General features: G+C 32.1%; 17 protein-coding genes, 1 rRNA gene and 1 pseudogene. 3 read left to right on the top strand and 16 right to left on the bottom strand.

The genetic code is table 4. From position 1 onward, the window contains the following. The first annotated feature begins 181 nt into the window (after positions 1–181). Positions 182–1,165, top strand: coding sequence for an aspartate--ammonia ligase (gene asnA, locus P690_RS0100090; protein WP_027121778.1), 984 nt, complete (start codon positions 182–184; stop codon positions 1,163–1,165). Here the strand turns inward: asnA and P690_RS0100085 are convergent. Then, entirely contained in the window at positions 1,162–2,550 is a 1,389-nt protein-coding gene (locus P690_RS0100085) for a nicotinate phosphoribosyltransferase (protein ID WP_027121777.1), read from the bottom strand. The genes asnA and P690_RS0100085 overlap by 4 nt on opposite strands. Positions 2,551–2,596: 46 nt before the next feature. On the opposite strand from P690_RS0100085, the gene P690_RS0100080 reads away from it, so the two are divergent. Then, a complete protein-coding gene (locus tag P690_RS0100080; protein ID WP_027121776.1) occupies positions 2,597–3,442 on the top strand; it encodes an alpha/beta fold hydrolase in 846 nt (281 codons plus the stop codon). Beyond that, positions 3,426–3,791, top strand: coding sequence for an MG296/MPN423 family protein (locus P690_RS0100075; RefSeq protein WP_036459379.1), 366 nt, complete (start codon positions 3,426–3,428; stop codon positions 3,789–3,791). The genes P690_RS0100080 and P690_RS0100075 overlap by 17 nt, the downstream gene beginning before the upstream one ends. Here the strand turns inward: P690_RS0100075 and P690_RS0100070 are convergent. The 15 genes and pseudogenes from P690_RS0100070 to P690_RS0100005 form a co-directional block, all read right to left on the bottom strand. Continuing rightward, positions 3,777–4,649: an HAD family hydrolase gene (locus P690_RS0100070; RefSeq protein ID WP_027121774.1), complete on the bottom strand. Its 873-nt coding sequence runs from the start codon at positions 4,647–4,649 to the stop codon at positions 3,777–3,779. The genes P690_RS0100075 and P690_RS0100070 overlap by 15 nt on opposite strands. A gap of 2 nt (positions 4,650–4,651) precedes the next feature. Beyond that, positions 4,652–5,629: a phosphate acetyltransferase gene (gene pta, locus P690_RS0100065; protein ID WP_027121773.1), complete on the bottom strand. Its 978-nt coding sequence runs from the start codon at positions 5,627–5,629 to the stop codon at positions 4,652–4,654. Between the two features lie 30 nt (positions 5,630–5,659). Beyond that, positions 5,660–6,484, bottom strand: coding sequence for a ribosome biogenesis GTPase YlqF (gene ylqF / locus P690_RS0100060; RefSeq protein WP_027121772.1), 825 nt, complete (start codon positions 6,482–6,484; stop codon positions 5,660–5,662). Between the two features lie 11 nt (positions 6,485–6,495). Continuing rightward, on the bottom strand, positions 6,496–7,782 hold the full coding sequence (locus tag P690_RS0100055) for a YitT family protein (protein WP_027121771.1): 1,287 nt from the start codon (positions 7,780–7,782) through the stop codon (positions 6,496–6,498). A gap of 30 nt (positions 7,783–7,812) precedes the next feature. Then, positions 7,813–8,181, bottom strand: coding sequence for a 50S ribosomal protein L19 (gene rplS / locus P690_RS0100050; protein ID WP_084318483.1), 369 nt, complete (start codon positions 8,179–8,181; stop codon positions 7,813–7,815). Positions 8,182–8,186: 5 nt separating this feature from the next. Further along, positions 8,187–8,891, bottom strand: a complete 705-nt coding sequence (gene trmD / locus P690_RS0100045; protein WP_027121769.1) for a tRNA (guanosine(37)-N1)-methyltransferase TrmD — start codon at positions 8,889–8,891, stop codon at positions 8,187–8,189. Between the two features lie 2 nt (positions 8,892–8,893). Beyond that, positions 8,894–9,163 carry a 30S ribosomal protein S16 gene (gene rpsP / locus P690_RS0100040; protein WP_027121768.1) on the bottom strand — a complete coding sequence of 90 codons (270 nt, stop codon included), beginning with the start codon at positions 9,161–9,163 and terminating at the stop codon, positions 8,894–8,896. Positions 9,164–9,343: 180 nt separating this feature from the next. Continuing rightward, a pseudogene (rplQ, locus tag P690_RS0100035) lies at positions 9,344–9,703 on the bottom strand (50S ribosomal protein L17); the annotation flags it as partial. Between the two features lie 8 nt (positions 9,704–9,711). Continuing rightward, a complete protein-coding gene (locus P690_RS0100030; protein WP_027121766.1) occupies positions 9,712–10,689 on the bottom strand; it encodes a DNA-directed RNA polymerase subunit alpha in 978 nt (325 codons plus the stop codon). Between the two features lie 17 nt (positions 10,690–10,706). After that, on the bottom strand, positions 10,707–11,072 hold the full coding sequence (gene rpsK, locus P690_RS0100025) for a 30S ribosomal protein S11 (protein WP_027121765.1): 366 nt from the start codon (positions 11,070–11,072) through the stop codon (positions 10,707–10,709). A 9-nt stretch (positions 11,073–11,081) separates the two neighbouring features. Then, complete coding sequence (gene rpsM / locus P690_RS0100020; protein WP_027121764.1) at positions 11,082–11,456, bottom strand: 30S ribosomal protein S13; 375 nt, start codon at positions 11,454–11,456, stop codon at positions 11,082–11,084. 3 nt (positions 11,457–11,459) lie between these two features. Further along, on the bottom strand, positions 11,460–11,573 hold the full coding sequence (rpmJ, locus tag P690_RS04210) for a 50S ribosomal protein L36 (RefSeq protein ID WP_011113890.1): 114 nt from the start codon (positions 11,571–11,573) through the stop codon (positions 11,460–11,462). 12 nt (positions 11,574–11,585) lie between these two features. Further along, complete coding sequence (infA, locus tag P690_RS0100015) at positions 11,586–11,798, bottom strand: translation initiation factor IF-1 (RefSeq protein WP_027121763.1); 213 nt, start codon at positions 11,796–11,798, stop codon at positions 11,586–11,588. A gap of 235 nt (positions 11,799–12,033) precedes the next feature. Next, a complete protein-coding gene (locus P690_RS04415; protein WP_169729878.1) occupies positions 12,034–12,198 on the bottom strand; it encodes a hypothetical protein in 165 nt (54 codons plus the stop codon). Positions 12,199–12,200: 2 nt separating this feature from the next. Next, a 16S ribosomal RNA gene (locus tag P690_RS0100005) occupies positions 12,201–13,370 on the bottom strand; the annotation flags it as partial.

Raw genomic sequence — 13,370 nt, 5'->3', positions numbered from 1 at the left:
TTATTTTAATCCTTGGGTATGAAAATTTTGACTTATTTATTTTCTGATTAATTAATTAAATTTTAATTACATTAGACAAAGCAAATATGTCTTGTATATTTTACCATCTTTATCTATTTTTTGGAATACAAAAAATTTTTTATAAAATTATTTAAACATTTAAATAAATTAAGGTTTCATCATGAAAAAATTAACATTACTCGAAACAGAGTTAGCAATTAAGTACATAAAGGATTTATTCCAAAACGCTTTATCGCAAAAACTAAACCTACTAAGAGTTAGTGCACCATTAATTATCTCGCCTGAATCAGGACTAAATGATAACTTAAATGGATGAGAATCTCCTGTAGCTTTTAAATCAAAGACTAATGGAGTTAGTTCTCAAGTTGTTCAATCTTTAGCGAAATGAAAAAGATATTCAATTGCTAGATATGAAATTCCTCTATATCAAGGTTTGTATACAGATATGAACGCTATTAGAATGGATGAAAATCTTGATTCAACTCACTCAATGTACGTTGATCAATGAGACTGAGAATTAAGAATTAGTGATGATGATCGAAATATGCAATTCTTAAAAAACACAGTTAAGAAAATCTATGATGTTTTAAAAGAAGCTCAACTGAAAGTTAATGAAAAATACGCTGTTTTTGATCAAAAAGACTTATTACCTAAAGATATTCACTTCCTAACTACACAAGAATTATTAGATCTGTACCCAGAAAAAACTCCCTCAGAAAGAGAACAACTTATTTGTGAAAAATATAAAGCAGTTTTCTTAATGCAAGTTGGTAAAAAATTATCTAACAACCAGGTTCATGACGGTAGATCACCAGACTATGATGACTGATCTTTAAATGGTGATATCATGGTGTACAACCCGAAATCTAAGAAAGCATTAGAATTATCATCAATGGGAATTCGTGTAAATAAAGAGGCTTTACTTAAACAATTAGAAGAATCTAAACAAAATCACCGTTTAGAACTAATTTTTCACAAAAAACTGGTGAATGGTGAATTACATCAAACAATTGGTGGCGGAATCGGACAATCAAGATTATGTTACTTCTTGTTACAAAAAGACCACATTGGTGAAGTTCAAGCATCTCACTGAAACGATGAAGTGTTAGCTGATGCAAAAGCTAAGGGAATTAAATTACTTTAATAAATTCTCACTAAATCGTCACTGAAAAATCGCCCCGTTAAAGACTCCTTAGACTGATCAGTCTTGGGAGTCTTTTTAATGTTAAATCATTCAAATTTACCGTCGATTTCTTTTTCTATTGCAGTTAATTTAATTACAAAGCCTAACGTATCTCTAGTCGATGCTTGATATGTTGTAGCGCCAACACCAAATACGATATTATTGGATGCGTATTTTTGTCTTTCAAGTTCGGCTAAAATCATTTCACTTCTTGTCAAAGTAATAGCATCACCATAAATGATTCCAACTTTTTCATTTAATTCTTTGTAACCTTTTGAGTTTACTGTGCTACCGAAATGGTGATCTAAATAATGAATAGTTCCTCAAGTAGATTTATCTTTAGGATCGTAATTTTTACCACAAATAACTTCGATTGGATCCCCACTATCAGGTCTTACAACCAATTTTCCGTTTCTAGCAAGAATTTTGTCTTTAAAACTAGGTAATATTTTGTCTAAAACATTTCAAATATCTCAAGAGTCAATAACTAAAGATAAGATGCCATCCGGAAATTGATTCAATAATCTTTCGAAAGTTTCAGTTTCGTGATCTTGACCATCAGCACACATAACACTGTGCTCGGATGCAATAACTGATTCTGCATTATCACCGCCTAAAATAGAATCGCTTCCGTTAAAGTATTGAAGATGAGCGTTTGCTGAATATATAGAAGATTTAAACGAACTCATACCACGCATTGAAAAATCGTGACATTGATATTTTAAAAATTCATTAGAATTAGTCGTTTTTACCGCATATTTTGTACATAAATCATAAAATTCTCGTGCAATTGTTAATGATGTTTGATACTGCCAAATATTTTGCAAAAGTATAGTTTCAAAATAGTTAATTAACCAAACGTGCTTTTTGCTGATCCCTTTATCACCATAGATTGTTAACAATGGTTCATTGAAATGAATATACTGATCTGACTTCCTAACTGAAATAACCAATGGCAATCGTTTATGCTCGTTTGCGTATTTAGCAATATCAATTAAAGCATTAGTAAAATCTTCACTTAATTCTTTGTTTCCAAATACAGAAAACAACTTATTTTTAACTAAATTTTTAATTTCATCATCTTTTTCGTTATGTAATTCAATTAATGAATAAACGAAACGATCCATAATATCACATACAACTTTAGTAGTTAATTCAGCATTTCATGCGTGAGTTGTAATGTTTTTAAGTGATGTTTTTCTTGCTGTTAGTGTTGAGAATAGATTAGTAGTATTTTTTGGATACATTAATCTATGACATAATTTGTAAGCATCAACCGGTATTAAATTGATTAAATGCTCACTAATTTCGTCAGAAACTAACACGCTTTTTCCGTGTTTTAACATATCAATTTTTATCTACTATTATATTATTATAATAAGTTTGATTTTTATGAATAAAACGATCAAAGGTGTCGATATTAGTCATTTAAAAATTATTAAAAAAATCAACAAAAAAGCTAATGTTGACTTAATTTTTTGTCATGGAATTGCAACCGAACCTGGTTTGCATTACAAAATAACTAAAGAAATAAAAAACGTTAATCATTATGATTTAGGATTTCCTGCTCATTTTGATACAGAAGTAAAGTTTACCTATAAGCAACTAAATATTCAATATTTTGCGAAATTATTAGTACTTTTTTTACGCAAAAATCCAGATTTAAAGAATATTGTTCTTGCTGGCCACTCAATGGGTTGTGCTGTTATTATGATCGCGCTTAAAATGATGAACAAAGAAGATCGTAATAGAATTAAGCAAATCGTTTTAAGTGCACCATTAACAATTAATACGATATTTACAGCTATAAAATTTTCTAAATATTTTACTGTGAATGCTTATAAGGTTGATGAAAAAATAATAACAAGATTTTTTAAAGATTTATTTCATGATTATCAAAAATTTGTTAAAGATTTTAATAAATGATTTGATTTAGAGTTCTATAAAAAACATCAAAATGATCAGAAAAAATTAGCATTATCAATTATGAGTCCTGCGACAATTAAGAGCATTTTGACTTCTTATCATTCTTTTAAGAATTATGAAAAAGTTACTATCATAACTGCTGATAAAGATACTTTGGTACCTTTCACAATTATGAGATCTTATATTAAGAGATTTTTAAAAGGCGCTAAACATATCGAGCTTAAGAAAGCTGGTCACGCCTTTATCCTAGAATACAAAAAAGAATACATAGATATCTTAAAAGGAGTTATCAAAAATGCAAAAGCTAAATAGATATATCAAAAACTTGAAAGAAATCTTGTCTGAAATTAATTTAGAAAGATTAATTGATAACTACAACATTATCTTTGAAAACTCAACTCATACTCGTATCATGTATGATGATGATGAATATAGCGAAATTGATTTCTTTGAAAAAAGCATCGAAGGCGAACTTAATTACATAAAAAAGAAATTAATTCAAGAAGTTGATGAACACATTGAAGATGTACTAAAAACCAAATTTGATGACAATAAAAAATTAGCGATATTGCACGATCAATTTTATAATTTGACTCAAGCAATAGCGCTAACTAAAAATATAAGTATTAATCGGTTAAATAAACTATTAGAGAACGAATAGTTCAATTGCGTCTGCTACTACTTCTGATGCTTTCACATCAAGAATATTAGTTGCATTATTTTGTACTTCGCGGTGTGATGATTCCAAAGTAACACTTACCCCTGTAACTTTGAACATCGGAATATCATTAAATGAATCACCAATACTTAATGTTTTGGTTAGATCTTTTTTTAAGATGCGATTTAATTCTAAAACTGCATTACCTTTGTTGCAATCTGATGAATTTAATTCAAACGACATAGGCGAAACTACAACACAATCATTTGATTCAATTTTCGTTAGTTTTAAAAACTTTGCTAAATATTCAGTGATATCTTCAGTCATCGAATTTCGATCATAAAAGAAGATTAATTTGATTAAATCATCATGTGCATTTAGATCATCAATATAAATGTAGTTATTTGATGAGAACGAACCTTCATATAAAGTTAATTTATCTAAGATCTTTTGATTAGGTTGTTTGTTGCTATCATAAACATAGATGTTGTTGTTAATATCATAAGAAAACAACAAGAAATCTTGAGTCATTTCTTTGAACTCATCAATATGTTTCATAACAGCTGTTTTGGCTTTTTTGTTTAAATAGTTGTATTGAACAATCTTATCTTCTTTGGTATCATAGATTACTGCACCATTGCAAGCAATTATGTATCTGATAGCATCGCCAATATTATAATGCTTAATGAAATTGATTACATCAGATTGTTTACGACCAGTAGCAATAGTAAAAGTAATGTCTCTAGCAGCTAGTTTTTCGATTGCTCTAATTGCTGCAGGTTCAACAATATGTTCGTTGTTTTCAAAGCGAATAAGCGTACCATCAAGGTCGCTGATTACTCATTCAATGTTGTTTTTCATTTTTATGACACAGCTTGACTAGCTGTAATAATAGCAACTGAGTAAATTTCGTGTGCATCAGCTCCGCGACTTAAGTCGTTAACAGGTTTAGCTAAACCTGTTAAAACTGGACCAATCGCTTCATATCCACCTAAACGTTGTGCGATCTTGTAACCAATGTTACCTGCGTCTATATTAGGGAAAACATAAACATTAGCACCTTTTTCTCAGTTTAATTTAGGAGCTTTTTGTTTTCTTACTTCGTCAACATATGCAGCATCAAATTGCATTGGACCACAAATTGAAGCTAGTTTACCCTCTTCAGATTCTTCAACTAGTTTAGTTGCAACTTTAACTTTATCTACAGATTCACCAGCACCTGAGTTAAGTGTTGAATAACTTAACATTGCTAAGTTAATTTTTTCAGCATGTAAAACATCCTTAGTGAACTTGATCGTTGATTTAGCAATTTCAGCTAATTCTTCGGCAGTTGGATAAACATTAATTGCACAGTCAGAAAATACTAAACGCTCATCACCTTTTTCTAGTACCATTGCTGAAGCAACTATATTTGCGTTTTCTGATGTTTTAATAATTTGTAAAGCTGGTTTAAGAGTGTCTTTAGTTGTATATTCTTTACCGCAAACTTCACCATCAACTTCTTCAAGTTTAACTAATAAAGAAGCTAACACGTTAGGTTTTTGAACTTCCTGTTGAGCTACTTCTAAAGTCATTCCTTTCTTTTCGCGTAATTTAAATAAGTATGTAGCATACTTAGATAAATCCATTTTTTCAATTACGTAACGTTTAATTCTTGGATCAAAATCAGCAGGAATTTCATCCATTGTTCTAAACATTAAAACTGGCTTAACTAGTTTTTCTAAAACCAATTGCTTAGCAGCTTGTTGCACGTAAGCATTTCAACCTTCAACTAGAAGGATTTCAGGAACTTTCTTAGAGTTCTTGATCTTGATTTTTAATTGTTCAATTAATTTACTCATATTTTCACGTTTTGCTAAATTATAAAAAATTTAATTTTTTTCGTAATTTACTTTAGCTATTTTAGCTAAAGAGATATCTTGATAAAAATTCATATATGTTGCGTTCAAATCAATGAAACCACTTTTATTTAAAAACCCTTTTTGATAAGCATATAGGTCGATAAATTGATGGAAATGTTCGGGTAATTCTTCTTGTTTAAATCAATCGATTAATTTTTTATGATAGTTTTTATTTAAATAATCATAAGCAAAAGCTAGCACTTCTTGCATTGGAATAACTTCAAGATTAATCACATTTAACAAACTTAATTTAGCCCCTAAATTAAAATCGTCAATTCGTTTATATAACACTCCAGGGGTATCATATAATGTAAAGTTTTTGTTTAGCTTAACAAACGTTTGACGTTTTGTTACCCCGGCTTTGTTCTCAACTTTATTATGATTCTTCTTAATTAACTTATTAATTAAAGATGACTTACCAATATTCGGTAAGCCAATCACCATAATGTTAAAATGTGGGGTAACTAAACCCTTCACTTGCAACTTCTTAATCTTTTCATTCATGATCTGATAAAGTTTGTTGATTAAGAAATTACTAAACTGGTGATCTTTAATGTTGGTAATAATCGTATTAGGATCGTACTCATAGTTTAAATCAGCTAAATCCGATTTAAGCGCAACATTAATGATCGTTTTGTTATTAAAGATACTTAATAGATCTGGATTAGAGGTTAAATTAATCGCCCTAGCATCTAAAACTTGGATAACTAAATCAATATGTTTTTTAACTTTATTGATATCGTCCAAGGTCTTTTTCATATGACCTGGGAATCAATTAATTTTGGAATGATTCATTCTAATTTTAATTATTCTTCAGTAATGTAAATAAAACCATCAATACCCTTAATTTGGCTGATCGTAATGAAACAATTCTCATCAACCGAACGGATTAAACGAATAATTCTTGGAATCTCAACGAATAGCGTTGTTGTTGTAATCATTTCGTGTTCTTCACGCTTGAATCCGCCCGTAATCTTAGAGATTGACATTGTGTGTGAGTGGTGATCAGACAATAATAACTGTCTGATCTTTTCACAATTAGCTGAATAAATCTCAACCTTTGCCATCTTATATCGAGGGAATAGGGCATCTAAGAACGCAGAAACTACGATAGCTGAAGCAATCGAAGCAATGAAATTAGGTGAAAATAATAATGATACGTTTCAAGCAAGATCTCTAAAATGAAGGTTAGAATTTGGAATCATTATTTCTTGCGGAATTTGTTTTAAAACAACTGATGCAGGAACGTATGAACCAATCGTTACAGATACCAATAATGTAACGATATTTGCATAAAAGATTATTGAAGCAATTGATTTACGTTTAATCTTAGCAACGTATTGTGAAATAAAATCCATTCCCCCAGTTGATGCTCCGATAACAAATAAGATCGTATATAAGAATGATGATAATACACCAGCTATACATGCGTATAAGAACATTGAGATGATCTTATTTACTTCACTATTGTTTTGTCAAATTAAAGGAATGTAGGCAATCTTTTGAGCAAGGTCAGTAAACTTACCTTCAGAAATAAAGAATAGATTGTAAATCTGTGGATTAGTATCCTTGAATTTGGTTACTTCATAAATGATAGTACTGTTTTCTGTGGTGTTAATTGTAAAAATTCCAATATTTTGCACACCCGGAATCAAACCAATCATAAAACCGACAACGTTAGCCATAACAACATAAACTGTTGTTAAAATTGCAAACCGTTTACCAACTTTAAAATAAGCAAATATGATTAAAGGTATATTAATCACAATATACATGATCCAGAACGTTAGATCAAAGATTAGTGATTTTGGTAAATTTTCTGGCAAGAAAACAAAAAGTGTTCTTGCTAACCCTTGAGTTATTGAAGAAACACCTAAGTTATATAGACCTGAATTACGAATGAAAAATAAACTAATTACCCCTTGAATTAAAGAGATAAAAGTAATTACTGCGATTCTAATTCAGATTTTTTTGGGACCGTATAAGCCAGCAAAAATTAATAATGAAGATCGTAAGCGTGTTCTTGTTACGGTAACTTCATTAAGTGCTTTGCTAAAATTTGCTAGTCGGTCTTTTGACTTTTTTAAGGACATAAAATCACTCTAATTAAATTAAAAAGTAGATTATTTGCTATTAACAACTTTTTCTTTAATACGAGCAGACTTCCCTGAACGTTCTCTCATGTAAGAGATGTAAGCTCTTCTAACTTTACCCTTACGTTTTAGTTCGATTTCAATGTTTGGGTTATGAACATGAAAATTCTTTTCAACACCAACACCGCTTGATTCTTTACGTACAATGAAAGTTTCAGATAGACCTGAACCTTTTCTTCTTAGCACTAAACCATCAAATTTTTGAATTCTGGTTCTTTTTTCATCAGCAATTTTGATTGATACTGAAACAGTGTCACCTACTTGGAAGTTAGGTAGATCTTTTTTTAATTGTAAGTTATTAACGTGGTTAATAATATTGTGTTTGCTTAACTTATTCATAATTACTACTTAATATTTGATTTGTATTTTTTATACAGATCTGGTCGTTTAAGCTTGGTGTTATTAATTGCTTCTTGTTGATTGAACGCTGCAATCGCTTGATGGTTGCCGCTTAATAACACATCAGGAACTTTATAACCTTCAAAATCATAAGGTTTTGTATACATCGGGTAATCTAAGAGGTAATTATTAAAAGATTCACTAGATAAGCTATCTTTATTAATTACATTAGGTAACAACCTAACGATGCTATCTACCACAATTAGTGCAGCTAACTCGCCACCAGTGATCACAAAATCACCAACAGAAAGTGCACCATCAACATAATGATAAATGCGTTCGTCAAACCCTTCGTATCTTCCTGCGATCAAAATTAAATCGTTATCAGATTGAGATAAAGTCACTGCTTTATTTTGATCATAAACTTCACCTTGAGGTGATAATAAATAACTTTTAATTTTGTTTGGGTTTTTAAATTTATTTTTCTTAATATCTCTTAAGCAGTTTACTAACGGTTCGAGTTTTAATAACATTCCCGCTGATCCACCATAAATCGTATCATCTACGGTTTTATGTTTGTCAGTAGCATACTGTCTAAAATTAATTACTTCTAGTTCAACAGTTTTTTTATCCAAAGCGTTTTTGATGATTGAAAAATCGTAATACGACCGAACAAAATCATCAAATAACGTTAGCACAACAATTTTCACAACTAAGCTTTTTTAGAAACTTTAGAAGCTGCGTATTGTTTTCAGATTCCTTCTTTAGAAAGAATTGATTTTACTGTATCAGTTGGTTGCGCACCTTTTTTTAATCATTCGATTGCTAGTGCGCCGTTTAATTTGTTAGTACCAGTAATTGGATCAATGTGACCAATTAGTTCGATATAACTTCCGTCTCTTTTAACTCTAGAATCAACCACAACCATACGATATGATGGTAACTTGTGGCGTCCTAGACGCATTAATCTAATTTTTACCAAGTTATTTTGTCCTTAAAATTTTGTAACTGAAATATTATAACATATCGTTAAGTAAAATTACTTAACTGATTGTTCAGCACTTGATGCTGGTTTAGTTGGCTTAGTTGGTTTAACTTCAACTTTAGGCTCAGATGGTTTAGCTGGCTTAGTTGGTTTTTTAGCTCCAAATTTAGCAACTTTATCAACAAATTGTAAGATTGCCATTTCAGTAGCATCACCCATTCTTGCACCTAACTTAATTACTCTAGTATAACCACCTTTGCGGTCTTTAAATACTGGAGCAACTTTGCTAAATAAGTGAGAAACTAATTCATCAGCAGTACCAACTTGAGTATTTAAAAGCATTGCTTTAGCTCTTCTTTTGTTTGCTACTGTATTATCTTTAGCAATCGTAATTAATTTTTCTAAGTGCTTTTGAGTTTCTTTTGCTTTCGTTAAAGTTGTTGTGATTTCGTTATAACTTAAGCAATCACTAACTTGTTGACGAATAATCATCAAACGAGTTGATGTAGTTTTACCTTTTTTATTAATGTATGACATAGCTTTTATTAGTTATTCTTAAGTTTTAAATCGTACAGTTCGCTAAGTTTTTTATTAATTTCACGAACAGACTTCTTTCCTAAATTACGAATGTTTTCAATTTCAGATTTTGAACGTGTAACAAGTTCTTCAACTGTTTGAATCCCATGTCTTTTTAGACAGTTATAAGAACGAACAGTTAGATCGAGTTGCTCAATTGGAATTGATAACTTCTTGTTTTTTTCTTCAACATTCTTTTCATTAAGCACTTGAATATCGTGTAATGATTTGTTGATGTCGATTAATGGTTTTAAGTGGTCAGATAAAATCTTAGAAGCAATCGCAATTGCATCACCAGATTTAATTAACCCGTTAGTACCTACTTCGATGATTAACTTATCAGTGATTACATCCGAAGTTTCTTCTTCAACGTGGTAACCCACTTTGATAATTGGGTTAAAGTTTGAGTCGATTGGAATAATTGACAATGATCCGATTTCTGAACGATTTTCAGCAGCAGTTTTAAAGCCACGACCTCTAGTTGCATAAATATCAATCGCAACTTCAGCATCTTCTGATAAAGTACAAATTTCTAAATCTTTGTTAAAGATTTCAAAACCTAGCGGACATTCGATGTCTCCAGCTTTAATAATTCCTGCTTTGTTAGCACGAATAGTCATTACTGGTCACTTTTCGATTGGAGTTTCAGATAATGTTTCATCAGTGATGATATTATCACTAATCCAAACTACTAGGTTTTTAAGGTTTAAAATGATTTGAGTAACGTCTTCTTTAACACCAGGAATAAAACCAAATTCATGTGAAATTCCTTTGATTTTTAAAGCAAATACTGATGAACCTGGAAGGTGACTTAACATAACTCTTCTAAGCGCATTACCTAAAGTAATCCCAAAACCTTTTTCTAATGGTTTAACGATGTATTTACCATAGTTCTTGTCGTTATCTTCTTTAATAACATTAATGTTGTATCGCAAAAATTGTTGCATGTATTGCTCCTGGGAAATTAACGAGGTTTTTTGGGAGGACGACAACCGTTATGAGGAATTGGTGTTACATCGTGAATTTCAGTAATTGTTAAACCACAAGCAGCTAATGATCTGATTGCTGTTTCTTTACCACGACCTACACCATTTACGTAAACCTTAATGGTTGCTAATCCCATAGCCATAGCTTCTTTAGCAGCTTTTTCAGCAGCTACACCAGCTGAATAAGGCGTTTTTTTCTTAGCACCTTTGTACCCAATTGCCCCTGAAGATGATCAAGTTATAGCATTACCATTGATGTCGGTAATTGTGATAATTGAGTTATTTGAAGTTGCATGAATGTGTGCAATACCATTGCTGGCAACTGTTTTTTTCTTCTTAGCCATATTCTCTTATTACTTACTTTCGATTTTCTTGTTAGCAACGGTTTTTCTTGGACCCTTACGAGTTCTTGCGTTTGATTTAGTTCTTTGACCTCTTACAGGTAAACCTCTTCTGTGACGAAGTCCAGCGTATGAACCTACTTCCATTAAACGTTTAATGTTTAATGCAACATCACGTCTAAGATCCCCTTCAAGTACGTAAGTACTAGCAACAGAACGGATTAAAGCTAATTCTTCATCGCTTAAATCTTTAACTCTCTTGTTTAAGTCAATCTTTGCTTTTCTTAAAATTTCTTGAGCACGTGGCTTTCCAATTCCATAGATGTATGTCAATGAAATTTCAACGCGCTTGTTATTTGGGATGTCAATACCTAAAATACGAGCCATATTCTATCCTTGTCTTTGTTTGTGCTTAGGGGTTTTGCAGATAACTCTTACAACCCTTTGGCGTCTAATAACTTTGCAATCCTTGCAAATTGGTTTTACTGATGATCTTACTTTCATAGTTTTTGTTGATTAATGACGATAAATAATTCGACCCTTGGTTAAATCATAAGGGCTGAATTCTACTTCCACACTATCGCCTGGTAATATCCGAATTTTGTGCATTCGCATTTTACCTGATACGTGTGCTTCAATTAAAAGATTATTTTCTAGTAATACTTTAAATTTATCACCTTTAATAATCTCTTTTACAACACCTTTAATACTGAGGTTTGTTTCTTTCATTTATATCTTTTGTTTATTATCCTTGAAAATATGGATGTTTAAATAACTAGATAAAAATTTATTTGGATATGTATAAGCAATAGCAAATTATTGCCCAAACATTTTCAAATACATCATATTTAAAATATATTGATGAAGGTAATCAATATTTAAACAACCGTTATTAATTTTATCACAAATTGTGATTTTATTTCATAAAAAAATGCCCAAGTTACCCTAGGCATTTTAGAGACTTTTATGAAATTAAAACAAATGCCCCTTGATAACTGAATAGAATCCGACCAACAATTTTTAAGTTATAAATTTGCTTTAATGGGTTTAACTTGTCTTGTTGGGTTTTAATTGTTTCACCGTTATATGTAACAGGTGTATATCGTGTTAGTGTATTAATATACTCCATAGAAAGGAGGTAATCCACCCCCACGTTCTCGTAGGGGTACCTTGTTACGACTTAACTCCAATCACCGGCCCTACCCTAGACATGCGCTTCCTTGCGGTTAGCAACACGGTTTTAGATATTACCAGCTCTCATAGTTTGACGGGCGGTGTGTACAAGACCCGAGAACGTATTCACCGCGACATGGCTGATTCGCGATTACTAGTGATTCCGACTTCATGAGGGCGAATTGCAGCCCTCAATCCGAACTGAGACCAACTTTACAGATTAGCTCCACCTTACGGATTTGCAACTGTTTGTATTGGCCATTGTAGCACGTTTGCAGCCCTAGACATAAGGGGCATGATGATTTGACGTCATCCCCACCTTCCTCCAACTTACGTTGGCAGTCTCGTTAGACAAAGTAACTAACGATAAGGGTTGCGCTCGTTGCGGGACTTAACCCAACATCTCACGACACGAGCTGACGACAACCATGCACCACCTGTCATTGGGTTGACCTCCACTATATTTCTATAGCTTCGCCCAAGATGTCAAGTCTAGGTAAGGTTTTTCGTGTACCGTCGAATTAAGCAACATGCTCCACCACTTGTGCGGGTCCCCGTCAATTCCGTTTGAGTTTCATTCTTGCGAATGTACTACTCAGGCAGGATGTTTAATGTGTTAACTGCAGCACCGAAGTATTCGCTCCGACACTTAACATCCATCGTTTACAGTGTGGACTACTAGGGTATCTAATCCTATTTGCTCCCCACACTTTCAAGCCTAAGCGTCAGTATTGGCCCAAGTCCTCGCCTTCGCCTCTGGTGTTCTTCCATATATCTACGCATTTCACCGCTCCACATGGAGTTCCAGGACTCTCTACCAAACTCTAGACTAGAAGTTTCCAATGCATACAATCGTTAAGCAATTGCTTTTAACACCAGACTTTCTAATCCGCCTGCGCTTGTTTTACGCCCAATAAATCCGGATAACGCTTGCAACCTATGTATTACCGCGACTGCTGGCACATAGTTAGTCGTTACTTATTCAAATGGTACAGTCAAATTAGTAGCTTTCCACTCTACTAACTGTTCTTCCCAAATAAAAGAACTTTACAATCTAAAAAGACCTTCATCGTTCACGCGGCATTGCTCCATCAGACTTTCGTCCATTGTGAAAAATTCCCTACTGCT

The organism is Mycoplasma imitans ATCC 51306 (genome assembly GCF_000518305.1).
GTDB lineage: Bacteria > Bacillota_I > Bacilli_A > Mycoplasmatales > Mycoplasmoidaceae > Mycoplasmoides > Mycoplasmoides imitans.
The sequence above is the reverse complement of the archived record's forward strand: the minus strand, read 5'-3'. Positions and strand labels throughout refer to the sequence as shown.